The organism is Enterococcus sp. C102(2024) (genome assembly GCF_040888205.1).
In the GTDB taxonomy this organism is placed as follows: domain Bacteria; phylum Bacillota; class Bacilli; order Lactobacillales; family Enterococcaceae; genus Enterococcus; species Enterococcus faecalis.
The window spans coordinates 381,835-406,386 of the sequence record NZ_JBFOHH010000001.1 but is presented as its reverse complement, the minus strand read 5'-3'; the positions used below and the strand labels follow the sequence as shown (position 1 = coordinate 406,386).

22 protein-coding genes are annotated in these 24,552 nt (G+C 37.6%); 2 read left to right on the top strand and 20 right to left on the bottom strand.

Annotated elements, in window-relative coordinates; translation table 11 throughout:
- Positions 1–6: 6 nt before the first annotated feature.
- The 15 genes from fdhF to AB3I34_RS01965 form a co-directional block, all read right to left on the bottom strand.
- Positions 7–2,727, bottom strand: coding sequence for a formate dehydrogenase subunit alpha (gene fdhF / locus AB3I34_RS02035; protein WP_010712408.1), 2,721 nt, complete (start codon positions 2,725–2,727; stop codon positions 7–9).
- Between the two features lie 2 nt (positions 2,728–2,729).
- The gene (locus tag AB3I34_RS02030) at positions 2,730–4,028 is read right to left on the bottom strand and encodes an NADH-quinone oxidoreductase subunit F (protein ID WP_010712407.1); all 1,299 of its coding nucleotides are present in this window, start codon (positions 4,026–4,028) and stop codon (positions 2,730–2,732) included.
- A gap of 11 nt (positions 4,029–4,039) precedes the next feature.
- Complete coding sequence (locus tag AB3I34_RS02025) at positions 4,040–4,528, bottom strand: NAD(P)H-dependent oxidoreductase subunit E (RefSeq protein ID WP_002357722.1); 489 nt, start codon at positions 4,526–4,528, stop codon at positions 4,040–4,042.
- A complete protein-coding gene (locus AB3I34_RS02020) occupies positions 4,516–5,097 on the bottom strand; it encodes a hypothetical protein (protein WP_002377626.1) in 582 nt (193 codons plus the stop codon). The genes AB3I34_RS02025 and AB3I34_RS02020 overlap by 13 nt, the downstream gene beginning before the upstream one ends.
- A complete protein-coding gene (locus tag AB3I34_RS02015; RefSeq protein ID WP_002357725.1) occupies positions 5,087–5,911 on the bottom strand; it encodes a formate/nitrite transporter family protein in 825 nt (274 codons plus the stop codon). The genes AB3I34_RS02020 and AB3I34_RS02015 overlap by 11 nt, the downstream gene beginning before the upstream one ends.
- Positions 5,912–5,926: 15 nt before the next feature.
- A complete protein-coding gene (locus tag AB3I34_RS02010; RefSeq protein ID WP_002361748.1) occupies positions 5,927–6,502 on the bottom strand; it encodes a molybdenum cofactor guanylyltransferase in 576 nt (191 codons plus the stop codon).
- A gap of 140 nt (positions 6,503–6,642) precedes the next feature.
- Positions 6,643–7,671: a lysylphosphatidylglycerol synthase domain-containing protein gene (locus AB3I34_RS02005; RefSeq protein WP_002360426.1), complete on the bottom strand. Its 1,029-nt coding sequence runs from the start codon at positions 7,669–7,671 to the stop codon at positions 6,643–6,645.
- Between the two features lie 19 nt (positions 7,672–7,690).
- A complete protein-coding gene (locus AB3I34_RS02000) occupies positions 7,691–7,957 on the bottom strand; it encodes a DUF1294 domain-containing protein (protein WP_010712406.1) in 267 nt (88 codons plus the stop codon).
- A gap of 145 nt (positions 7,958–8,102) precedes the next feature.
- Positions 8,103–9,332: a peptidase T gene (pepT, locus tag AB3I34_RS01995; protein ID WP_010712405.1), complete on the bottom strand. Its 1,230-nt coding sequence runs from the start codon at positions 9,330–9,332 to the stop codon at positions 8,103–8,105.
- 28 nt (positions 9,333–9,360) lie between these two features.
- Positions 9,361–10,479 carry a Nif3-like dinuclear metal center hexameric protein gene (locus AB3I34_RS01990; protein WP_010712404.1) on the bottom strand — a complete coding sequence of 373 codons (1,119 nt, stop codon included), beginning with the start codon at positions 10,477–10,479 and terminating at the stop codon, positions 9,361–9,363.
- The gene (locus AB3I34_RS01985) at positions 10,463–11,179 is read right to left on the bottom strand and encodes a tRNA (adenine(22)-N(1))-methyltransferase TrmK (protein ID WP_010712403.1); all 717 of its coding nucleotides are present in this window, start codon (positions 11,177–11,179) and stop codon (positions 10,463–10,465) included. The genes AB3I34_RS01990 and AB3I34_RS01985 overlap by 17 nt, the downstream gene beginning before the upstream one ends.
- A gap of 202 nt (positions 11,180–11,381) precedes the next feature.
- Entirely contained in the window at positions 11,382–14,024 is a 2,643-nt protein-coding gene (gene alaS, locus AB3I34_RS01980) for an alanine--tRNA ligase (RefSeq protein ID WP_010712402.1), read from the bottom strand.
- A gap of 348 nt (positions 14,025–14,372) precedes the next feature.
- On the bottom strand, positions 14,373–15,053 hold the full coding sequence (locus AB3I34_RS01975) for a helix-turn-helix domain-containing protein (RefSeq protein WP_010712401.1): 681 nt from the start codon (positions 15,051–15,053) through the stop codon (positions 14,373–14,375).
- Positions 15,054–15,600: 547 nt separating this feature from the next.
- Complete coding sequence (locus AB3I34_RS01970) at positions 15,601–16,950, bottom strand: DEAD/DEAH box helicase (protein ID WP_002357738.1); 1,350 nt, start codon at positions 16,948–16,950, stop codon at positions 15,601–15,603.
- A 62-nt stretch (positions 16,951–17,012) separates the two neighbouring features.
- Positions 17,013–18,194 carry a VanZ family protein gene (locus tag AB3I34_RS01965; protein WP_010712400.1) on the bottom strand — a complete coding sequence of 394 codons (1,182 nt, stop codon included), beginning with the start codon at positions 18,192–18,194 and terminating at the stop codon, positions 17,013–17,015.
- Between the two features lie 55 nt (positions 18,195–18,249).
- Between AB3I34_RS01965 and AB3I34_RS01960 the strand changes: the two genes are divergently transcribed.
- The gene (locus AB3I34_RS01960; RefSeq protein WP_025189368.1) at positions 18,250–18,648 is read left to right on the top strand and encodes a hypothetical protein; all 399 of its coding nucleotides are present in this window, start codon (positions 18,250–18,252) and stop codon (positions 18,646–18,648) included.
- Between the two features lie 60 nt (positions 18,649–18,708).
- Here AB3I34_RS01960 and AB3I34_RS01955 read toward each other — a convergent pair whose 3' ends face one another.
- From AB3I34_RS01955 to AB3I34_RS01935, 5 genes are all read right to left on the bottom strand, one after another.
- A complete protein-coding gene (locus AB3I34_RS01955) occupies positions 18,709–19,047 on the bottom strand; it encodes a zinc ribbon domain-containing protein YjdM (RefSeq protein WP_002357741.1) in 339 nt (112 codons plus the stop codon).
- A 113-nt stretch (positions 19,048–19,160) separates the two neighbouring features.
- On the bottom strand, positions 19,161–20,114 hold the full coding sequence (locus tag AB3I34_RS01950; protein ID WP_010712398.1) for a bifunctional oligoribonuclease/PAP phosphatase NrnA: 954 nt from the start codon (positions 20,112–20,114) through the stop codon (positions 19,161–19,163).
- Between the two features lie 13 nt (positions 20,115–20,127).
- A complete protein-coding gene (locus AB3I34_RS01945; protein ID WP_002357743.1) occupies positions 20,128–21,447 on the bottom strand; it encodes a DRTGG domain-containing protein in 1,320 nt (439 codons plus the stop codon).
- Between the two features lie 9 nt (positions 21,448–21,456).
- Positions 21,457–22,131, bottom strand: coding sequence for a metal-dependent hydrolase (locus AB3I34_RS01940; protein ID WP_010712397.1), 675 nt, complete (start codon positions 22,129–22,131; stop codon positions 21,457–21,459).
- 204 nt (positions 22,132–22,335) lie between these two features.
- Positions 22,336–23,769, bottom strand: coding sequence for an MFS transporter (locus tag AB3I34_RS01935; protein ID WP_010712396.1), 1,434 nt, complete (start codon positions 23,767–23,769; stop codon positions 22,336–22,338).
- 191 nt (positions 23,770–23,960) lie between these two features.
- On the opposite strand from AB3I34_RS01935, the gene AB3I34_RS01930 reads away from it, so the two are divergent.
- A complete protein-coding gene (locus AB3I34_RS01930) occupies positions 23,961–24,311 on the top strand; it encodes a helix-turn-helix domain-containing protein (protein ID WP_002377642.1) in 351 nt (116 codons plus the stop codon).
- Positions 24,312–24,552: the final 241 nt, after the last annotated feature.

The following is a 24,552-nucleotide window of genomic DNA, read 5'->3' as shown; positions in this document are numbered from 1 at the left end:
CCTTTTTTATTTATTCACTGGTTTAATCGCAACGGCACAAACTTTATATTCAGGAATTGTGGCGATATCATCAAATACAGCATTAGTGATTTCGTTAACATTCCCATCTGGAAAGTGGAATGTCATAAAGACTTCTTGCGGAAATACTCGATTTCCGACAGCCGCATAGGTTTCAATTTTGCCACGTCGAGAATGAACTTCCACTTTGTCACCTTCTTGGATTCCCAGAGCTTGTGCATCGACTGCATTTATCTCAATATAAGAGTGATTCGCTATTTGGTTAATCCCTTCCGTTCGTCCTGTCATTGCTCGGGTATTGTAATGGTAAAGCATTCGGCCTGTCGACATTAAATACGGGTACTCTTCATCTGGTAATTCTTGTGCTTGCTTATACGGAATTGCTTTAAATAAACCTTTCCCACGAGCAAAACTGCCCACATGCATAATCGGCGTGCCTGGATCTGTCAAGCTCCGACAAGGCCATTGTAAGCTCTCCTTCTCTAATCGTTCATAATTAATTCCACCAAACGAAGGCGTCAAAGCTGAAATTTCTTCCATAATTTCTTTTGCAGATTCATACGCACAAGGATAGCCCATCCGTGTCATGACTTCACAAAAAATTTCATAGTCTTCTCGTGCTTGTCCTCTTGGTTCAACAGCTTTACGGACTCTTTGCACGCGCCGTTCTGTATTTGTAAATGTCCCGTCTTTTTCTGCATAACTGATGCCAGGTAAAACGACATCCGCATAAGCGGCCGTTTCGGTCATAAATAATTCTTGAACGACTAAAAAGTCTAAACTTTCTAAAGCTTGGCGAACATGTCCTGTGTCTGGATCCGTAACAATTGGATCTTCTCCAAAAATATAAAGGCCTTTGACGTTTCCTGCCGTTGCTGCTGGTAAGACTTTAGTAGAAGTTAAACCTGTGTTTCGATTTAACGGCACATGCCAAGCTTTTTCAAATTTGTCGATTACTTCTGGATTGTTGACTTTTTGATAACCTGGGAAATCATAAGGCATACAGCCCATATCGCAAGCACCTTGAACATTATTTTGACCTCGCAAAGGATTGACACCACAGCCTGGTTTTCCAACTTTACCAACCAACATTGCCAAATTAGACATACTCATAACACCCTCAGTTCCTGTCGAATGTTCCGTTACGCCTAAACAATAAATGATTGGTGCTTTCTCTGCTTTTGCATACATGCGTGCTGCTTGAATTAAATCTTCTGGATGAATATGACAAATTTCTGCGACTTTTTCCGGCGTATAATCAGCCACCATTTTTTCTAAATCTGAAAATCCTTCTGTCCGTTCTTCAATAAAATGGCGATCTGCTAAACCTTCTTTCAAAATCACATGCATCATGCCATTAGCAAATGCGACATTCGTTCCCGCCTGAACTTGTAAATGCAGTGCACTATCCTTCACTAAGTTAATTTTCCGCGGATCAACAACAACAACTTGCGTTCCTGTTTGGATGGCTTGGCGAATTTGCGCACCAATAACTGGATGAGCTTCCTCTGGATTGGAACCTACTAATAAAATCATGTCGACATCTTCAGTGATATCAGCAATAGGATTGGTCATCGCACCAGATCCTAAGGTTTGGGCTAAACCATGGACCGAAGCCGAATGACAAACACGGGCACAGTTATCAACATTATTGGTCCCAAAAGCAGCACGCACCATTTTTTGAAAGACATAATTATCTTCATTTGTCGCTCTAGAGCACGAAAAACCAGCAAGAGCATCCGCGCCGTTTTCTGCTTTAATTTCGTTAAATTTTGACGAAACAAGCGTTAAGGCTTCTTCCCAAGAAGCAGGTTCAAAAATCCCATTCCGTTTAATTAATGGCTCCGTCAAGCGATCTCCTGACCCAACAAATTTATATGAAGCAAATTTTCCTTTCACACAAAGTAAATTTTTATTAGCTGGTCCATCTAGGGGTTCAACACCCACCAAACGATTATTTTTAACGAGTAAATTCATCTGACAGCCTGTCCCACAATGCGGACAAGTTGTAGGAATTTTCTGGGTTTCCCATTTGCGGTACTCTTTCGTATCTTTTGCTGTTAACGCTCCTGTAGGACAGGAAGAGACACAATTGCCACATGATTCACAGATAGATTGATCAAACGCCTGCCCATAACTTGGCATCATTTTTGTTTCAAAGCCACGATTAGCAATACTGAGTACATCTCTTCCCTGCCGCAATTGACAGACACGGGCACAACGACGACACATGATACACTTTTCTGGATCATAAGAGAAAAATGGATTACTGGTATCTTCTTGATGGCAAGGCATTCTTTTTCCCTCGGTAAAGCTAGTGGCATCAATCCCATAATCTAGCGCATACTGTTGTAATTGACAATCCCCGTTTTTTCCACAAGAAAAACATTCTAATTTATGATTACTCAATAATAAATCAAGAATAAAACGTCTGGAATCAGCAACTTTTTCAGAATGTGTTGACACAACCATGTCCTCTTGACAATGTGCCGTACAAGCAGTTGTTAAGCCACCACGTCGGCCGCCTTCCACCTCAACCACGCACATCCGACAAGAACCATCAGGTGCTAATTCCTTTAAATGACAGAGCGTTGGAATTTCAACACCTAGCGCTTTCGCTGCTTCGAGAATAGTAGTCCCTTTAGGCACAGTTACTTCTTGGTTATCAATAGACAACGTAACTGTTTGCGTATGCAACTTTGTTTTCATTTTTACCAACCTCCTTTGCTGGTGGCATAGATTTCTGTTTCAGCAGTCGTTTCAAATTCTTCTGGAAACAAAGCCAATGCACTCTTCATTGGATTTGCGACGGATTGGCCCAAACCACAAGCTGATAATCGCGTGACATGCGTGAGCATCTTTTCCAATCGCGGCAAATCACTAGCTGTTGCCTCGTTCCGATTGAATTTACTCAATAATTCCAAAATCCTAGTTGTTCCCAATCGACAAGGGGTGCATTTACCACAGGACTCATGAGCAAAAAAGGCCGCCACGTGTACTAAATAGTCCACAACATTGACTGAATCATCCATTACTACAATTGCGCCAGAGCCGACAGATAAGTCATGGGCCCATAAATCTTCGTAAGAATACAAACAATCCGTTAACGTTGCGACAGCACCAATTGGACCGGATTGTCCACCGAAGTGAATAAATTTCAATGCTCGACCAGTTGCAGAGCCTCCGCCGTATTGCTCGCCATAAATTATTTCTTCTAATGGTGTTCCAAGGTTGACCTCGTATAAACCCCGATTTTTAATATGTCCAGACAAACAAATTAGCTTTGTTCCGCCACCATCGGCAGTACCCATCTCTAAAAAGGCTTGTCCACCTTCTCGTAAAATTACAGGAACACTTGCAAATGATTCAACATTATTTACTAATGTTGGTTGCAAATATAAACCAACATCTGCTAAGTGTGGTGGTTTGACACGCGGCCGCCCCGTTTTTCCTTCAATTGAATTTAAAAGTGCTGAATTTTCCCCACAAATATAGGCACCAGCACCAGAAATAATCGTAATATCATAATTGAATCCTTCAATTCCTAAAATGTTTTCCCCTAAAAAGCCAGCTTGTCGTGCATTATCGAGTGCTTCTTGAAATGTTTTTTGAATTCTGCGATATTCTCCTCGCATATAAATATAACCTGCTTTTGCTGAAAATAAATAGCCAGCAATGATCATTCCTTCAATCACACTCAATGGATCTTCAGATAAAAGTACTTTATCCTTAAAGGTCCCTGGTTCGCCTTCATCAGCATTACAAACAATGTACTTTGTGGTTCCTTTTGCATGATAAAGATGGCGCCATTTTTTTCCTAAGGGATAGGCTGCTCCACCGCGACCTCTTAAGTGAGCAACATCCAATTCGTTTAAAATTTCTTCATCCGATAGTGAAATTGCTCTTTTTAAACCATCAAATCCATCGTATTTACAATATTCAGCAACATCGGTCGCAGATTGCATTTTCCCCATTCTCTCTAATAACATTGGTTGGTTTCTCTTAAGCATTGACTCACCTCCTACAATCCTTCATAGCAATCATTTTGTAAATGTTGAATTAATTGATAAATTTTCTCTTCTGTTAGTTGACTAAAAACGGTGTCCTTAATTTTAATTACTGGACCCAAATCACAAGCCCCGATACAAGGAATACTGTGATACATAAATAAGCCATCTGGTGTCGGCTGATTCTCTGGCACTTCTAAAATAGTTTCTAAAACTTCGGCAACCATCGCCCCACCAGTATAATGACACGGTGTGCTGTTACAAATCTTCAAGACATACTTCGCTTGCGGTTCCGTCTTTAAAATGGCATAAAAACTGACGATTTCATAGACTCGCGCTTCCGTTAAATGTAGATGCTCTGCAACTAATTGAGCTGTCTCCTGATCGATATACCCTTCCTCTGAAGCAAATTGTAATTCAATTAAAATATTTAAAATTCGTTGTGGATCAGCATCGTTTTCTAGAATAATCGCTTCTTTTTCAATTAAGCTTAATGCACACATTCCTTTTTATTCCCCCTTTTTAGTGAAACTTGAAGTTGTTCTCCTTGATAATAGATACGCAATTCTTTTGGTATTTCAGCAGATAGTAAACAAAAATCGGCTTTATCTATGACTTTTTTTGCTGATTCTTTTTGGCGATTCTGGTTATTCATCATAAGAAATAGTCCTGGCTGCACAACATTACGTAATGAATTTGATTCACAAATGATTAATGCTTGGGCCGGCACAGCTTTCAGAAATTGCTGAATGGCTTCCACCAAATTTTCTTGAAAAACTTTCAATAGAAAAACTTTTTGACAGCCTGCAGCTAATAATTTCATGGTATCTTTATTGCCAATCGTCTCTTGCTCTTCTACTAATTCATAACCAGCTGTAATACTGGTACAAATTCCGCACCCTTTTGTGCCTCGTTGACACACCCCTCGTTGACCACTAATCGTAATAATCTTCAAGCCATAAATTGGATAGACTTCTTGGTACTGTTTAATAAGAGCTTCGGCTAATGTCGTTTTGCCACTATTCCGACCAGTAGATCCAATTTGAATCATATTTGGTACCTCAATTGCCATAGAGCTCCTCCGTCTGAATCGTTTTCTCAACTCTTGGTTTGACAGTTGCTGGTTTTGTCATAAAGATCAATGGTACAGCCATAAAAAGACTGCCCCCTACCGCATTGCCTAAAAATACCCATAGTGTATTTTGCAAATAATCCCACCAACTAATTGTGGTGCTTTGTGAAAAAATTGCCGCTGGAATAATAAACGCATTGGCGACCACGTGTTGAAACCCACAAACAACGAAAACCATGACAGGAAACCACAAGCCAAACATTTTACCTAAATATGATTTTGCCAACGCTCCGAGATAAACCGCTAAACAAACAAAAATATTACAGCCAATCCCTGAAACAAAAGCAACTAGCGGTGGATCAGCAATTTTCGCCTGAGCAACTGCGACTGTTTTATCCAGAAACGCACCTTCAGTTAACCCAACAATATGGCCAAATAAATACGCCACAAGAAATCCGCCTAGACAATTGGTCAATAAAACAACTATCCAGTTATAACAAAGAGCGCCCACTCGAACCTTTTTTTGTAATACGCCTAATGTCATTACCATCATATTGCCTGTTGCTAACTCACCACCAACAAAAGTAAGCGCTATCAATCCAACTGGAAATAAAGCTCCACCCAGAAAGTTGTTAAAACTTCCCCATTCTGTGGGGGCGGTTCCAGTGATACGAATAAACGCCAAGTAACCCAGTGCAATACAAAAACCAGCCATGATGCCTAAAATACAGAGTCGAACAAATGATAATTTCCCTTTCATTTCTGCCTTATCACCTAAGCTTGCAACTATTTCTTCACTACTGAAAAAATCCATTACGATTCCTCCTTTTTATCGATACCACTGAGACAATTCTTCTTTTCGATTGACATTTTTAAGTTGATTCTCTTTTGATAGTTGCACCGTTTTTACAGATAGATGCTCAAATTCTTGCCGAATCTGATAGTTATTTTGCGCAAGCTGTTTTTGAAATGTTGGTAAACAAGAACATCGATAAAAGCCAAATAATGGTTCTTGACGACCTTCAAAGTCAAAGATTGTTACTTGATTTTGTCCACGCTTAGAGGCTAACTGATACACAAGTTTAGGAGAAAAAGTTGGTATATCACAGGCAATTACAAACACTTCAGCTTTCTGAGTATAGTTCATTGCTGTCACAATCCCACCTAATGGCCCCTTTCCAAGATACATATCTTGAATGATTGTGCATTTTCTAAACGCCTTAGGAAATTTTTGACTATCATTCGTTACTAAAATAACCTCTTCGAACAGTTCCATTAACTTTTCAGCTGTTTGCAAGATCACGTATTGGCCTTGAATTTTCAATAATGCTTTATCAAATCCCATCCGTGAACTTTTCCCGCCGCATAACAGCACTGCTGTACAATCAGCAATAATTTTCGCCACCCCTTTACCATAATTTTTATTAGTTCAAAAAAATATTTTTTAGTCATGTATTAAGTCTATTATAAGACATCCCTCGTACAAGTCAATTCCTTTTAAAAAAAAAGAACGAGAAAAAGAGTCGCTCTTTTTCTCGTTCTACCTTATTCATCTGTTTGACGTTTTATTTCTTCAATCTCAATGCGTAATGATTTTCGTTTCTCAATGGCGACATAAACCAAGCCAATCAAAAAGGGTAACACAAAGCTACCAAATCGATACAGTAAAACAGATGCTACAGCATCAACATTGCCGACCAATGGTTTAAACAACAATAAGTAAACAAATTCAAATGGACCAATGCCAGCAGGTGTTGGAATAACTCCTGAAAGAATAACAGCAAAACTGGTAAAGGACATCACTAATAATAAATCAATATTCGGGTGATTTTCTACTAAAACAATGTAAGGAATAATGTACCAAAATAATAATTTAAATACATTCCATGAAAAGATTCGAAGCAACGCTGAGCGATCTTGTGTAATTGTTTGGACAGCCGCCCGCAAGGAATAGATTTGTAAATTACAATTATCCACCCAATCTCTTAGTTTTGGTCGTTTAAACCAACGATTGGCAAACTTAACCAATAAAACTTGCAACTTTAAGCTACTAGATAAAATAAGCAATGCTGCAATTATTACTAATGTTAAAATAACACCTGCTAAAATGAATGGAATCATCTTAGGCGCATTTTCATAAAACAGGGAAAATTGAATAATCAAACCAATAATTGCTAAAAAAATCACGGCTGCTTTGTACATAATCATATGTAATGCCGTTATCCCTACACTTTTAGAAACAGGAATTCCCTTTTTCTTATAAAAATAAATTTCTGAAAGCAAGGTTCCCGTGCCAAATGAAATAATCCGATAAAATGCTACATAACAAGAAGTAAAAAAACCATCCACTGTTGTAAAGTCTTTGTTAAAATAACGAGCTATTTCCTTGATTGAGCGCCCTTCTGCAAATTGATAAACTACACCAAAAAAAATAACAGCAATCAGCACCAGCCAACTCGTTTCCATCAGTTGAGCAAAAATATCACTTAATGAATTATCCATGACATAAAAGATTACGCCTAAAACGATAATCATTAACAACATATTTAAGCCAATTTTTACTTTTCCTTTCATCGCTTCTCCTTTTTTGTTCTTACTTAAATGTTAGATAGATGCAACTAATCATCGCGATTACGCCAATTGAATAACACAATGCAAAAACTGGTTTTTGGGTTTTATGATGAAATTTCTTTTGTCCCATTAGCCCACCTAGACCGCCACCGACAAGTCCTATCATCAATAAGCGGCGTTCCGGCATACGCCAGTTCCCACGTTTTGCTTGTTTTTTATCATAACCCATCATACTAAACAATACTAAATTAATGACGAGGAAATAAATGATTACTATCCACTGAAGCATTCTTTCTGGCCTCCTAACTAGTTACTGTACTAGGATACCTTGTTCTGATTCTAATTGCAAAAAAATTTTCAATGACTCATGAAACTACAACAGGAAAGTAAGCTCTCGGTTGCCCGTTTTCTTACTTTCCTATTGAGTACCTCATTTATTTTGCATTTAATTCAGCAATTTTAATAATCACATTGGTCGCTTTTTCCATGGCTTGTAATGAAACAAATTCAAAACGGCCATGCATATTTTCGCCACCAGCAAAGATATTTGGTGTTGGAATCCCTAAATAAGAAATTTTTGAGCCATCCGTTCCACCGCGAACAGGTTCAATAATTGGTTGAATTGACAATTCTTCCATTGCTTGTTTAGCAATTTCGACAATGGACATATCTTTTTCAATCACTTCTCGCATATTATAGTATTGATCAAATAAATCAACTTTGATTCGTTCTTCATCAAATGGTGCATTCAATGTTTGCTGAATTTCTTTAATTTTAGCTTTACGTGCTTCAAAAATCTCGCGATTGTGATCGCGAATAATATACGTCATTGTAGCTTCTTCTGGCGTTCCAGCAAACGCTGCTAAATGATAAAAGCCTTCTTCACCTTCTGTTTTTTCTGGAACTTCGTCAGCAGGTAAGGCATTATGGAAATCAATTCCTAATTGTAACGCATTAATCATTGTATTTTTTGCTGTTCCTGGATGAACGTTTTTCCCTTGAATTGTAATTTCTGCTTGCGCCGCATTAAACGTTTCAAATTGTAATTCACCTACTGGTCCGCCATCCATTGTATAAGCAAAATCCACGTTAAATTGAGCGACATCAAATTTGTCGGCACCTACACCAATTTCTTCGTCAGGACCGAAAGCCACACGAATGGTGCCATGTTTAACTTCTGGGTGATTAATTAAATATTCCATGGCTGTCATTATTTCCGCAATACCTGATTTATCATCAGCTCCTAATAAAGTGGTACCATCGGTTGTGATAAGTGTTTCACCACGATAATTTTTTAAGTTAGGAAAGTCTTTCGTATTTAAAGTGAATTTGCCTTCTTTATCTAAAGGAATCGTTGATTCTCCGTCATAGTTCTCAACAATTTGCGGAGAAACATTCACTGCATTAAAATCAGCGGTATCCATATGGGCAATAAAGCCGATTGAACGAACATCTTTCTCCACGTTACTAGGTAACGTAGCAATCACAAAACCATTTGTTTCGTTATAAATAACATCGCTCATCCCTAATTCTTCTAATTCTTTTTTTAAGGTTTGTGCAAAGGCTACTTGTGTTTGTGTTGATGGTGTCGTTGTGCTTGTTGCATCTGAGCGTGTTTCTGTTTTCACATAGCGTAAAAAACGAGGTAATAAATTTTCATACATAAAAGAACACTCCTTTAATCTTCATTTTTTATTTAAAACGAAATGGGTTGGTATTCGCTTCTGATTCAAAAATGGATACATCCCACTCATTTTCTTGTTTCCATTGATTCATTAATTCCACAAGTTTCGGCTTACAAAGCGCTTCAATGTAATGACCAGGATCGATGACTGGTAAATCTTCAGCAATCATGTCATGTGCCGTATGATAATACACATCACCAGTAATATAGACATCGGCTTGTTTACGTAATGCATCATGATAGAATTTTTCACCACTTCCACCACAAATGGCTACCCGTTGAATCATTTTAGTGTCATCTTTTGCAATGACCCGCAAGCCATCCAATTGGAAAGCTTCCTTGACTTGCTGTACAAAATCAGAAAATCTCACAGGCTTGTCTAATACTCCAACCCGACCTAAACCAAATTCTTTTGATTGATTTTCAATGGTATAAACATCATACGCCGGTTCTTCATAAGGATGCGCCTGTAACATAGCTGCAAGAACTTGTTCTTGCTTAGTTTCAGGGAAAATCACTTCGATTTTTGCTTCTTGGACGACACTTTCTTGACCAATTTCGCCAATCGTGGGATTTGCTCCTTGTGTTGGTGTAAAACGTCCTGTTCCAATTAAAGAGTAACTTGTTTTAGAATAATCACCTTGAGCTCCAGCGCCAGCTAGACCTAAAGCTTCTCTCATTTGCGGAGCTTCATCAATTGGCACAAAAACGGCTAATTTTTTATAAGGAACAGTATGTGTTTTAGTTAAAAAGGTGGTCTGTTTAATTCCCAATAATTCACAAAACCAATCGTTTAAGCCATTGTCAATAATATCCATATTAGTATGCGCTGCGTAAACAGCAATATCGTGTTTTAATAAATCAGCGTACATTTTTTCTTGAAAATTATCTGTGGTTAATCGCTTAACTGGGCGGAAAATAGGTGGGTGTTTCGCAATAATTAAATCAACCTGCTTCTCAATTGCTTCTGCAACGACCTCAGGACGAACATCTAAGGTAACCATCACATTTTCAATTGGTTTATCTAACGTACCAATGTGCAAGCCCACAGGATCTCCCGTTTCAGCTAACCACTCGGGACAATAGTCATTGAAGCGTCGAATCAATGTCTTACCGTTCACAGCCATTGGCCAGCACCTCCTCAATTAATTGTTGGTCTTGCTGTAGTTTCGCTTGTTTTTCAATATGTTCTCCACTTGCTTTTGCTAGTTGTGCAAGAACAGTTTTGCGCTGTTTTAATTCTCGATGCCATTTTTTGGTAAAAACCGGTCCTTGTTTTTTAATTAAAACTGGCCCAAATAGTAATTCTCGGTCCGTATAAGAAACGGATTGCTCTGTTTTTTCGGCTACGATAATTTCATACAACTTACGGTTTTCTTCCACGATTGTTTCATCAATAATACTGTAGTCATTTGCCATTAACCAGCGGCGTAAAGTTGGTTCACCAATATTCGGTTGTAAAACAAGGCGTTCCTTCCCTGTTAAACGATTTTTTTTGCGTCCTACTTCTAAAATATCTCGGATTAATGTGCCGCCCATTCCACAAATACTAATGACGTCTATTTGATCTTCAGGTTCAATTGCATCTAGCCCGTTCGCTAAACGTACGATAATTTTATCCGTCAAATTGGATTTACTGACTTGGGTTTTGGCAGATTGATAAGGGCCTTCTACCACTTCCCCAGCCACAGCAAAAGACAGTTTATTTTCTAACATTAAAGCAACTGGTAAATAAGCATGGTCTGAACCAATGTCTGCTAAGCGACTTCCTCTAGGGATTAAATCACCAACCGTTGCGAGACGTTTTGATAATTGATTTTCATTCATATTTTTGATTCCTCCGTTGCTTATTATACCATTGTCAATTGAAGATGAAAACTTACACATTCGTGCAATCTACTGTTTCCTCTCCTTAATCATTTATAAAAAAGAACCCCCTTCAAAATCAATTTCATAACTTTGAAGAGGGCTGTCATTATTGCTATAAAGAGCATTCTCCTTATATTAATAATAGGGAAAACATTTTTAATTAGGCCTTTGCCAACCAGTTTTCAACTTCTGCTAAGGCATCCGCAATCCCTGCTGGATTTTTCCCACCAGCTTGAGCCATATCAGGACGACCACCGCCGCCACCGCCAACTTTTGGCGCAATTGCTTTGATTAAGTCACCGGCTTTTAGGCCTTTCCCGTTCATGTCTTTTGTCATAGCCGCTAACAAGCTTACTTTTTCATCTTGTGCAGTTGCTAGAACTAGTACATCAGACAATTCTTTTTGTTTCCATTGGTCGGCCAATTGGCGTAATTGATTCATGTCTTTAACATTGACTTGAGCGGCAATATAACGAACACCGTTGACGTCTTTGACATCTTTAAAAATGTCACCAGCTTGTTGGTTCGCTAATTTGCCTGCCAATTGTTCGTTTTCTTTTTGTAGATCACGTAATTGTTGTTGCAATTGCTCTGTTTTCGTAACCACTTCTTTTAATTGAGGTGATTTAACTAATGTAGCAATCTCTTTCAATTGACGTTCTTCTTCTTGTAAAAGTTGATACGCTTCTTTACTCGTCACTGCTTCAATACGGCGTACTCCTGCACCAATTCCAGATTCAGAAACAATTTTGAAAATCCCGATATCTTCTGTATTAGCAACGTGTGTTCCACCACATAATTCGATAGAGTAATCCCCAATATTAACTACACGGACTTCTTTGCCATATTTTTCACCAAATAACGCCATTGCGCCCATGTTTTTCGCTGTATCAATATCTGTTTCAATTGTGACAACAGGAATAGCTTCCCAGATTTTTTCGTTAACGATGGCTTCCATCCGCGCTAGTTCTTCTGATGTAACTTGCCCAAAATGAGTAAAGTCAAAACGTAGATGTCCTGGTGCAACTAGTGAGCCTGCTTGGTTGGCATGCTCCCCTAACACATCTTTTAAAGCACGATGCAATAAATGGGTTGCCGTATGGTTTTTCAAAATACGTGTCCGCATCCGTTCGTCCACTTGCAATTGATAAATTTGGCCTTCAGCTAATGGCGCCAAAACTTCTACTTTGTGTAAAAATTGACCGTTTGGTGCTTTTTTCACATCCACCACGTTGGCAACGACTTCCCCTGCGGTATTTTTTACATAGCCGCGGTCAGCAATTTGTCCACCCATTTCAGCATAAAATGGTGTTTCAGCAAAAATTAATTCGGCTGTTCCTGCAGATGCTTCATTTACTAGTGCGTCACCTTGAATAATAACAAATAATTCACTATCATGTGTTAATTCTGTATAGCCAACAAATTTACTTTCTACTTTAATATCTGTTAATAAAGCAGATTGAACACCCATTGAAGTTTCTTTACTGCGGGCAGAACGAGCACGTTCACGCTGTGCTTCCATTTCTGTTTCAAACCCAGCATGATCGACTTTCAAGCCTTCATCTTCCGCAACTTCTTCCGTTAATTCTACTGGGAAGCCAAAAGTATCATAAAGTTTGAAGATAATTTTTCCATCTAATGTATCGCCTTTTGCATCTTTAACTTCTTTAATAACCTCATTTAACATGCTTAAACCTTCATTGATGGTTTCATGGAAACGTTCTTCCTCTGTTCGAACCACTTTTTCGATGAAGTCTTTTTGTTGTAATACTTCTGGATAGTAGCTTACCATGATTTCGCCAACAACAGGCACTAATTTGTATAAAAAGGCTTCATTAATGCCTAATTTTTTCCCGTGCATTACCGCACGACGTAATAAACGACGTAACACATAGCCACGACCTTCATTTGAAGGAAGCGCACCATCACCAATTGCAAAGGATAAAGCACGAATATGGTCAGCAATCACTTTAAAGGAAACATCCGTTTGTGGTGCATCTCCATATTTTACGTTGGTTCCTAAAGCTTCTACCGCATGAATGATTGGCATAAATAAATCAGTTTCAAAATTTGTTGGTGCATCTTGAATGATAGATACAACACGTTCCAAGCCCATGCCCGTATCAATGTTTTTATGTGGTAATGGTTCATACGTATCTTCTGGTGTATGGTTAAATTCAGAGAACACTAAGTTCCAAATTTCTAAATAGCGTTCATTTTCGCCACCAGGATAATTTTCTGGATCATCTTCTGGAATATCTAAAAATTCTTCGCCGCGATCATAAAAGATTTCCGTATCCGGACCACTTGGACCAGCACCGATATCCCAGAAGTTATCTTCTACATCAATAATATGATCTTCAGATAAACCAACTTCATCACGCCAAATGCGTTTTGCTTCTGTATCTTTCGGATAAACAGTCACATATAATTTTTCTGGGTCAAAAGCAAGCCATTCAGCACCAGTTAAAAATTCCCAAGCCCAGTGAATCGCTTCATTTTTAAAATAATCTCCAATTGAGAAGTTCCCTAACATTTCAAACATTGTATGATGACGAGCCGTTTTCCCAACATTCTCAATATCATTTGTACGAATAGATTTTTGAGCATTCGTAATTCTTGGATTTTCTGGCACAACAGAGCCATCAAAATATTTTTTCAAGGTCGCAACACCAGAGTTAATCCATAATAATGTTGGATCGTTTACTGGTACTAAAGAAGCGCTTGGTTCTACTGAATGTCCTTTAGACTTAAAGAAGTCTAAATACATTTGGCGAACTTGACTACTTGTTAATTCTTTCATTGATTTTCCTACTTTCTATTAATAATTAACTATTTATATTTTGTACCCTCTTAAGTGGCAGATTGTGAACACAAAAAACACCATTGCAGTCAAGGACGATTGCTCGCGGTACCACCTTGATTGCAATGATGTTGGATCATTACCTCTTAAGCTCTATAACGCAGAGTCGCGTTGATATTTCTATCAAGTCCATCTAAAGGGAGCAAGTAAATTTATCTGATGCCCTTCTCTCAGCAATGAACGGCTTTCTGTGATCAAAATAAGATTCCTCATATCCTTTAGCTTATAGTCAAAAGTATAAGAAAGATCTGCTAAAAAGTCAATTGTTTTCGTAGGAATCTTTCCTTACTAAGCTGTTTCAAACAACGTTTGCTCTAAATAAGGCAAAATTTGTTCATTTATTTGATACCCTTTTCCCCAAGAGGTTGTAATAATCTCTTCGTTCATACCTGCATCACTAAATTTTTGTTTCACTCGTTTACATACGAAAGACAGCTGCGATTTTGTAGAAGCATCTGGTTCTTTCTGCCAAAGCAAGCGACAAATTTGATCACGATCCAACCCTTCGTGGGCATGCTGATACAAGATTTTTAAAAAGCGTTGCTCGTTTTTTGTAAAGCGAATCTTTTTTACTTGGTCATCAAGCAGCTCGGCTGTGACTTCGGCAAAACTTTGATCGACAGTGTCAATTTTTTCACGAATATCTTCCAATGAATCTTTGAGGCCTAACCACCGGATAATACCTCTTTCCTGCCAAATCTCCGCTTCACGTTTATTACACATCGATTGTGAACGTCGATAAATCGGCTTCTCTAACGATGAAAGACTTCCTAATAATCTCAAGCAATCGTTCTGAGAAAGTGTTTCGCTTAATACAATTGCATCAAAATAATTAAAAAAAGTTAACTCATGTTCTATAGTTTCTTCACAGCAGTTCGTACAAAAGACTTCATAATTTAAATGTTGTAATTGCTGCTGAAATGTTTGCTCAACTAAAATGTTCTTTGTTAATACCAAAATCCTTCTCATTTCTTCTTTCCTCCTAGAACTCTTTCTGCTACCAATAACTAAACGCACCAATCAAACTACGTTACCAAATCGCGTGTTTTCTCCATCGATTGGTTAATAAACACCTTTTTATCTTCATCTCTCTTCGCTCCTTTATTCTTTATTTTGGTGGTTATTTATATTATATTAGAAAATGATTTTTTTTGTGTGTAAAATTTTTTTATCCTCCGTAAAAAAAAATGAATTTCCTTTAATATCAACTAATAAAGCTGATTTTTTAACAAAAAAAGTGCCGAAACTTCCTACTTTTTGCTAAAACTCGCCAAAAAATCTGTAATTTTATTATTTTTTTCTCGAGAAAACATCAAAATGTTGGTTCTAAACACCAACATTTTGATGTTTTTAACAAAAATCTTTACAATTAATTGGTAAATTTCTCTACTTTTAGCAATAGTCACTTTAAAAAAAGAGTTATTTTAAAAGTGACTTAAATATTTATCATATAAAAAAGTAAGGGACGAGAATCTTCACGATTCTCGTCCCTTACTTTAAATAATCCACAACAATGTTAGTTAGAAGAATTCTTTTTTGCTTTTCTAGCAGAACGATCTTTTTGACGACGTTCAATTTTACGTTTTTTCTTATTGCTGTCTTCAATTGCCCAATTAATTTTTTTCTTGTATCCTGGTTTAATTTTTTTCTTTTTCTTTTTCACTAAACCAATTAACGTTGGGTCTAATTCTTCTCGAGATTTTTCTCGTTTTGTTCGACGATTGCGATCATACGTCTCTACAATCTCACCATTTTTAATTTCTTTTGGTTTGAAAGAAACACCTAACTGCTCAATCTGAGTAATCGCTTCATCATCCGCTGGTGAATATAATGTTATGGCAGTTCCATTCAATCCATTACGTCCTGTGCGGCCAACCCGATGGATAAAGAAGTCCAATTCATGTGGAACTTCTGCATTGATGACATGTGAAACCCCTTCAATATCAATCCCACGTGCGGCTAAATCAGTAGCTACCACATATTGGTAGTCAAGATTTTGAACTTGACGCATCACACGTTTTCTTTCGCGTGGTGTAATGTCTCCATGAATTTTGGCAACTTTTAGGCCCTGATCTTTTAAGTAATCGGTGATTTCATCAACTCTTTGTTTAGTATTTGCAAAAACAATCGCTAAATAAGGATGCCCGATAGTCAATAATTGATAAATTATTTGATTGCTGTTTTTTCCTTTGGTGGAAATCAACCAATTGTCAATTGTTTCTGAAATAACTGCTTTTGGTTTGATATGTTCAATCACTGGATTTTCTAAATATTTTTTTAAAAATGGTCGTAATTTTTCTGGAATGGTTGCAGAAAAAACGAGCATTTGTAATTTTTCTGGCAAACGACCAGCAATTTGATCGACTTCTGCTAAAAAGCCCATATCTAATGTCATGTCTGCTTCATCGACAACAAAGGCAAAAGCCGTATGCACTTTCAAGGCTTGTTCATTCATCATATCTAAAATCCGCCCTGGTGTACCAATCACCACATGAGGTTGTTGATGCTTTAATTTATTTAATTGACGTTGTTTATCTGTTCCGCCAACAAAATTTGACACGCGAATTTCTGGTTGACTGAAACGAGCCAGTTGCTGCGCTTCTTGATAAATTTGATTGGCTAATTCACGACTAGGCGCAGTAATCACAATTTGTACTTCGTCGATAGTTGGCTTAACTTTATCCATTAATGGAAGTAAAAAAGTATGCGTCTTTCCACTTCCTGTTTGCGATTGTCCAATGACACTTTTCCCTTTCTTAATGATTGGGATTAATTTTTCTTGGACTTCTGTTGGTTCTTCAAACCCTTTTTCTGCGAGTGCTTCGTTGATAAAAGGTTGAAATTGAAATTGTTTAAATGAAGGCACTTGCCTCACCTCTTCTCGTTAAATTCTTTATGCACTTTGGCATTATAACACAAAAACAACTTTTACTCACCTGCTGATTCCTTTGTTTTCGCAACTTCTAATGTACTGACTGTATAAGTGTGGCTGGCTTTTTCATAAAACAAACGCCGTTTTTTACGAATCAAGGTTAACAAAACGTTGATCAAAAATAGTAAATATAAAATTAAACAGAACAAATACAGAAGCAGTGACACCATTTGCAACATCCGATTAGAAGAATTCAATAAATCAGTGGCATTAGCTAGATAAATACTAATTAAACCATACACAAAATACAAATAACCATAGCGAACAAACAAGGCTTTTAAACGAATTTTTTCATGTCCTGTTTCAACCACCCGAATGCGAACAACTTTTTTACCTAACGTTTGACCATTTGTCAGTTTCATCATGATGATAAAGACCGCAAAAACCATTATAAAGAACCACATCCGATCTGAAAAAATCGGATAATTGGTTGCCCAATTTTTATAAGCTGGAATGAAATTTAGTCCAAAAACGAGCAGGCCTTGCACAAAGCCAATCACCAACCAATCAATCCCCCATGCAAAGAAACGTCTCAACAGGCTAACTGTCTGCCCTTTTTCATAAGAGGTGGCATCAATTTCTTCTCTTGTTGGCAATAAAAAGGTAAAGAGTGGCGTCAACCAATAACCGACCATGCCTCCGACGGTATTATTAATTAAATCATTGACATCCGCCAGGCGATACGAACGTGGATAAATAAAATAAAGGCCAGATAACTGTGTTAATTCAAAAAATAATGACAATAAAAAACTCGCAAGAACTGTTTTTAAAAATGAACATTTGAAATAATACCGTAAATACACACCAAAAGGTAAAACTAATAAAACATTAAACAGTGGTTCTAAAACGGCATGCTGTTTTAATGCTGGCAAATACGTACTAGGATCTTTGAGCGAAAAAACAGTTTCGTTTAAAATCCCTGAAATAAAATGAAAAGGCCGCAGTTCCATTGTTGGTCCTGTGTATTGAGCCACTTCTGCCCGAGATGGCAAAGGTAAAATCACCAAGAAATAGGCACATAATAAATAAAAAACAAATGAATACAAAATCATTGCTCGTGTCCAAACAAATGAACCATATTTGCGGTATTCATAGATTAATAATGCCCCAGAAATAAAAAATGCTAGAAACGGGAAAATAATGATTGCCCATTTAATTGGTTCGCTATATACTGCCATAAAAATTCCTCCAAGATAAACAATTTCAAGTATGAATGCCTCAATAACACTATACTTGTTTCTAAAAAAATGTACCAACAATAAATTTTATTTTGCAAATCCTCTCCTTTGCAGTATCATTAAGAAAAAGGAGGACGTTCTCATGTTACAGCCATATTTTGCGTTTGGAGTACCGCTATTTTTACTTGTGCTCTACTTACTCTTTGCACTGATTCACCGTCAAACAACGATTTATTATTTACGGTTTATTTTGTTACTTATTTCAACATTTCTCATGGTTTTTAGTTTCCAAGTATTGCAAGAATCATGGACCATCAACCCTGAAACGTTAAAAGATGCCGCTTATTCTCCGCAATGGTTATGGATTCCTTTAGGTATCGGGTTAATCCTCACACTTTACAACGCTTGGCACGGCCTTCGTACAATGATAAAATACAAGACCGATAAACATTAGTAAGAGTCTAGGACGATGGTTGTGTCCTAGACTCTTACTGTCTCATCATTCAAATGAAATTTAATTTTTCTTAACAAACTCTGATTTTAACTTCATTGGACCAAAGCCATCTACCTTACAATCGATGTTATGATCACCTTCCACTAAACGAATGTTTTTCACTTTTGTGCCTTGTTTAATTGCGCCACTGGCACCTTTAACTTTCAAATCTTTGATTACAGTAACACTGTCACCATCCGCTAAAAGATTGCCATTTGAGTCCTTGACTACTAAGCCTTCTTCTGCAACTTCTTCTGTTGGTGACCATTCATGACCGCATTCTGGACAAATAAATAATCCGCGATCTTCATAGGCATATGCCGACCCACATTCAGGGCAGTTTGGTAATTGCTCTGTCATTAACGTTCTCCTTTGTAAAAAATAATTCTTTTTCATTTTACCTTATTTTCTAGTGAATGAAAAGTAGTCCGAATGATTTATCAACGACCGATAACTACTTTCTAATTACTTATTTATTTTTGAGCCCACTCTTGGCAAGCTGCTTGGATTTCTTGGTAAATCACTTCAATTTCAGCCGCATCACGTGCATTAGCGCCACTTGCCAAAGGATGGCCGCCGCCATGATGGTTTTTAGCAATTGTATTAATGATGGGTCCTTTGGAACGTAACCGAACGCGATAATAACCTTCCGGCTGTTCAACAAAGATTGCCCATGAGAGAACATCTTCAATTTTTCCTGGCATTGAAACAATAGCTGCCGTTTCAGAATCGACAATATCATAACTGTTTAAAATACTTTGTGGTAAAACGACACGAGCAGCGCCATTTGCGTCGATTTCTAAATTTTGATAAATATAACCCGCTAATTTAGCAACCTTTAAAGGCATTTGGTCTAACTCACGATTTAAGTCTGCGGCATTAAAGTTAAACGTACGCAATTGCGCAGCGACAGCGAGTGTATGCGCCGAAGTGGAAGGATAAAGAAAACGTCCTGTATCCCCCACAATCCCAGCATACAATAAACGAGCTGCATTATCTGTCATCGTTAATTCTGCTAAATGCTGTTGCCAAAAATCAACAATAATTTCACTACAACTACTTGCATTTGTATTCACCCAAACTAAATCTCCATAAGGTTCATCATTCGGATGATGATCGATTTTAATTAATTGATCGCCTAAAGAAAAACGCGCATCACTAATTCGTGGAGCATTTGCAGTATCTGTTACAATGACTAATGCACCTCGATAGACATCGTCAGTAATAACGTCCATTTCAGCTAAAAACTCTAAGCCTTCCACTGGTCCGCCTACTTGATAAATATTTTTTTCAGGAAAGCTCGCTCTTAAGAGTTCTGCTAACCCAACCTGTGAGCCAATCGCATCTGGGTCGGGCCTTTGATGTCTATGAATAATAATTGTTTCATATTGTTTAATTGCTGCCATAATTTCTTTTACTACGTCCATTCTTTGTAGCCTCCTACGTTCTCTCCATCACTTGGCAAACAACAATTGCTTTTGCCACAATGACATTTTCTAAATAAACTTCGATATCTAATTTTGCAGAGCGACGACCAATTTCTAAAATACGTGGACGAATGTCCAATTCACTTTCCAACTGGATTAGCCGCAAATAATGTAGATTCACTTGTTCAATTAGTACATTTCTTTTTTGATTCATCAACATTGTTCGTTGTGTCACGTTAGAAATAATTTCACTTAGGACACCGAACGAGATGGTACCAACACTGTTAACCATTTGGGGCGCAACCGAAAAACGAAAACGGGTTGTTTCTTTGCCATTTTCTTCAACAGGCATCACTTCCCCGGAAATTTGATCTGAAATTGTATCTGCAATTTGTGGTTGCCGTTGCACCAATTGCATGGCTTTCATCACATCTTGGCGAGAAACAATTCCAACAAGCGCTAAATCATCTTCCACCACCGGCATGACTTCTAGACCATCCCAAATCATTTGATGACTGACACTCGCTACACTCATCATCTTTTTCACAACATTGGGATCCTTTGTCATGACTTTATCCACGGTTAAATGTTCACTTTTACCAATGACATCTTTGGCTGTGACAATCCCCACTAAACGTAATTTCTTATTTACTACTGGGAAACGAGAATGATGGGTACTTTCAGATAATGCCTGATAATCTGCAATCGTTTGAGTTGTCAATAAATAATTGGTTTTTTCAAGCGCTGTATAAATATCACTGACGAGTAAAATGTCTTTTTTAATCAGCTGATCACTTAAAGCACGGTTAATCATAGTAGCCACAGTAAATGTATCATATGTGGTTCTCAAGACAGGCATACCCAGACGATCTGCTAACTGCGCAATCTCTTCAGATGTTTCAAATCCACCTGTAATTAAAACGGCTGCCCCATTTTCTAAAGCAAGCTTTTGCACGCCTTGGCGGTTACCAACAATCATTAAGGATCCGGGAGTAATATATCGCGTCATCGCGGTTTCTGTCATCGCACCAATTACAAATTTATTAAGGACTTTGTCTAGACCAGAGCTACCGCCTAACACATCCCCTTCAATAATCCGGACCACTTCACCAAATGTTAATTTTTCAATATGTTTTTTTAACTTCCGCTCAATTCGTATCGTACCAACACGTTGAATGGTGGAAACAAGCCCAATATTTTCTGCATCTTTGATGGCCCGATACGCTGTTCCTTCACTAACACTTAAACTTTTGGCAATGCTTCGAACAGAGATTCGATCGCCAATTGGTAATTCTTCAATATGTTTTAAAATTTGATCATGTTTCGTCGCCATAATTTCCTCCTAAACTAGGATCGTCTCTCCTGGGTTTAATACTTTCCCGCCAACTACTTGCTCTGCGAATATTGCTGGATTTTGTTGGATAACAGGAAAGGTATTGTAATGAATTGGAATGGTTATTTTGGGATTTAAGTAAGAGACTGCTTCTAGCGCATCCTCTGGTCCCATCGTATAATTATCGCCAATTGGTAAGAACGCTACATCAATGGATTTGTCTTTTGCAAAAAGGCGCATATCTGAAAACAACGCCGTATCACCAGCGTGATAAATTTTTTTATCTTCTGCTTCTAAAATAATCCCGCTTGCTTCGCCCATGTAGGTCATTGCGCCGTCTATTTCATAACCAGAACTATGCAAAGCTGGCACAAATTTAACCGAACCAAAAGGAAAGACATAACGCCCACCTAGATTCATTCCATGCGCTTTTACCCCTTGCGACTGCGCATACGTAGCCACTTCAGCTATCGCAATAATCGTTGCCTTGTTTGCTTGAGCAATTGCTAGCATATCGCCAATATGATCGCTGTGTCCGTGGGTGATTAAGATGTAATCAGGGTGTAAATCTTCAAGTGAAACGTCCGCTAAAGGGTTGCCATTAATAAAAGGATCAAATAAAAGGTTCGTGCCGTCGTTTAGACGAATTTCAATACATGAATGTCCATGTCCTATCAGTTCCATTTGTATTCCTCCTACGGTATTTTCTACACACTCTTATGATAATTAATCGTCAAATTCATTCTTAAAAGTAGTACAGTTTAGTACAGTTTACTTTCTTTATTGTAACAGAGAATTAGAAATATACAATCGCATTTGCTTATTTTCTTAGCTAGTAAAGAAACAGACGAGAAAAATCATGAATCTTTCTCGTCTGTTTCTTTTTACTTATTTGGTTGTTTTCCGAAAACGTAAAATCGTTAATATAAAGGCCGCCACACATAATAGAAAGGCGACAAAAAAGGTTTCACGCATTCCCACAATAAATATATCTGGGCGATTAGCCAGATACGTGGTTACTCGTTCACCATAGGCTTCGCTCATGCCACGATATAAAATGGTCGTTGACAACGCAATCCCAATAACCATTCCTAAGTTTCTAGCAAAAGAATTCATACTTCCTGCTACACCTAAATCTTGCTTTTCAACACTGCTCATAACCATTGTATTGTTTGGAGACTGGAAAAGTGCATTTCCCAAGCCCATAATGGCTGTTGCAATGACATAATACCAGATGGGCGAATTCATATCTAAAAACATATACATTAACGACGTACAGCACAAGAGCAACAATCCGCCAAATGTTAAAATACCTGGGCCAATTTTATCCGTCAAATAGCCACTCAGAGGAGCCCCAACCACCATTAATAACGGAAATACCATCATTAATAGACCAGCATAACTAGCACTTAGTTTGCGTGCATCCTGCAAATAAAATGGAATGACAACATTTACAAAAAAGTTTGAGGCAAAAATTAAAACGGCGGACAATAAACTTAAAGTAAAAATTTTATTTTTAAAAATTGCGAACTTAATAAGTGGGCTTTTTCTTTTTCGTTCAACCATGATAAATAATCCTAATGCGATTACTGCAATAATGAACAATAAATAGGATTGTAACGAGCCAAACCCACTCTCTTGTCCGAGGAAAATCCCGCCGAAGAACGTCATAATTGCAATGGCAATACAAGCAAATCCAGGAAAATCGATTTTTTCTTTTGTTTTTGTAATATCTTTTGGTAGAAACTTTTCGCCAATTAAAATTGTAACTAGCCCCACGGGAACATTAATCCAAAAAATATACGACCAAGAAAAGTTTGATAAGATCAATCCACCAATCCCAGGACCAGCAATCGCGCCTAAAGAGACAAAGGCACCTACTGCACCAAGCGCCCGCCCTCTTTCATTTAAAGGGAATACTTCCGTAATAATTCCTGAATTGGTCGCCATGGTCATGCTAGCACCAATACTTTGAACGACTCGCGCAAATAATAGAAAACTCAGCGAATGATTAAAGCCACAAAGTAACGAACCAATCGTAAAAATAACCGTGCCAATTCGATAAACTTTTATTTTTCCAAAACTGTCGCCAATTTTTCCAAATAATAATAAACAAGCACAGACAACCATTAAATAAATAGATACGACCCATTCCGCTTGATTCATGGGTACGGACATTTCTTTTGAAATAGTCGGTAAAGCAATATTTACAATGCTGGAATCTAATGTAGACATGAAGGTAAACATAGCCACAGAAACTAAGATCCACCAACGATTTTTCTGCACTTCAGAATCCTCTTGGTAACTTTTAATTTTCTCCATTGATTCATCCCCTCTCGCTCCAAAACAGTTTACTTACTAATAATAACTCTATTTCTTCTTTTTTTCATCGGAAATTTTCTAAAAAATCACTCATGAGATGTTCACCTTCTTATTACACGCTCGCAATTGACAACCATTCGCTTTTACGCTAATTTAAAATTAGCAAACGGAAAACGCAAGGAGGACTTGAAATGACCTTAATTTCTCGCATTAAACAATTAGCTCAGTCAAAGCAATTAACCCTCGCCCAATTAGAAAGAAACGTCGGCATTTCCAATGGACAAATTCGTCGTTGGGATACCTCTTCGCCTAAAGTAGAGAATCTTTTAAAAATAGCAGACTATTTTTCTGTTTCCTTGGACTATTTAATGGGCCGCACCCAACAAACAGAGATCAATCATCAGGCACCTATGACAAGCACACAAAAAGAGTTACATATTCAGATTACTACGGAAGAGTTAACAGAAGAAGAAATTACTCAGTTAGAGGAAGAAGCAAATCGTTTCTTGCGGTTCCGTAAATTTGAAATGACAAATTCTTAAAGAGCATTCACTACTCCTAGTCAATTAATAGCAAAAACTAGAACCTAAACAAAAAAACCACCACGACCGTCGTCTGTGGTGGAAATGAAGGTTGTTATTTACTCTTGGTAGGAGTAAGTATGAAAAAACCAATTCGGGATAATTGGCATAACGTAAGTATAGTAGTTTGTGCCTTTTTTATCATGAGTTTCAGCTATATTTTTTATAAAACTTTTATTAGAGCACCATTAACAGTCCTTTA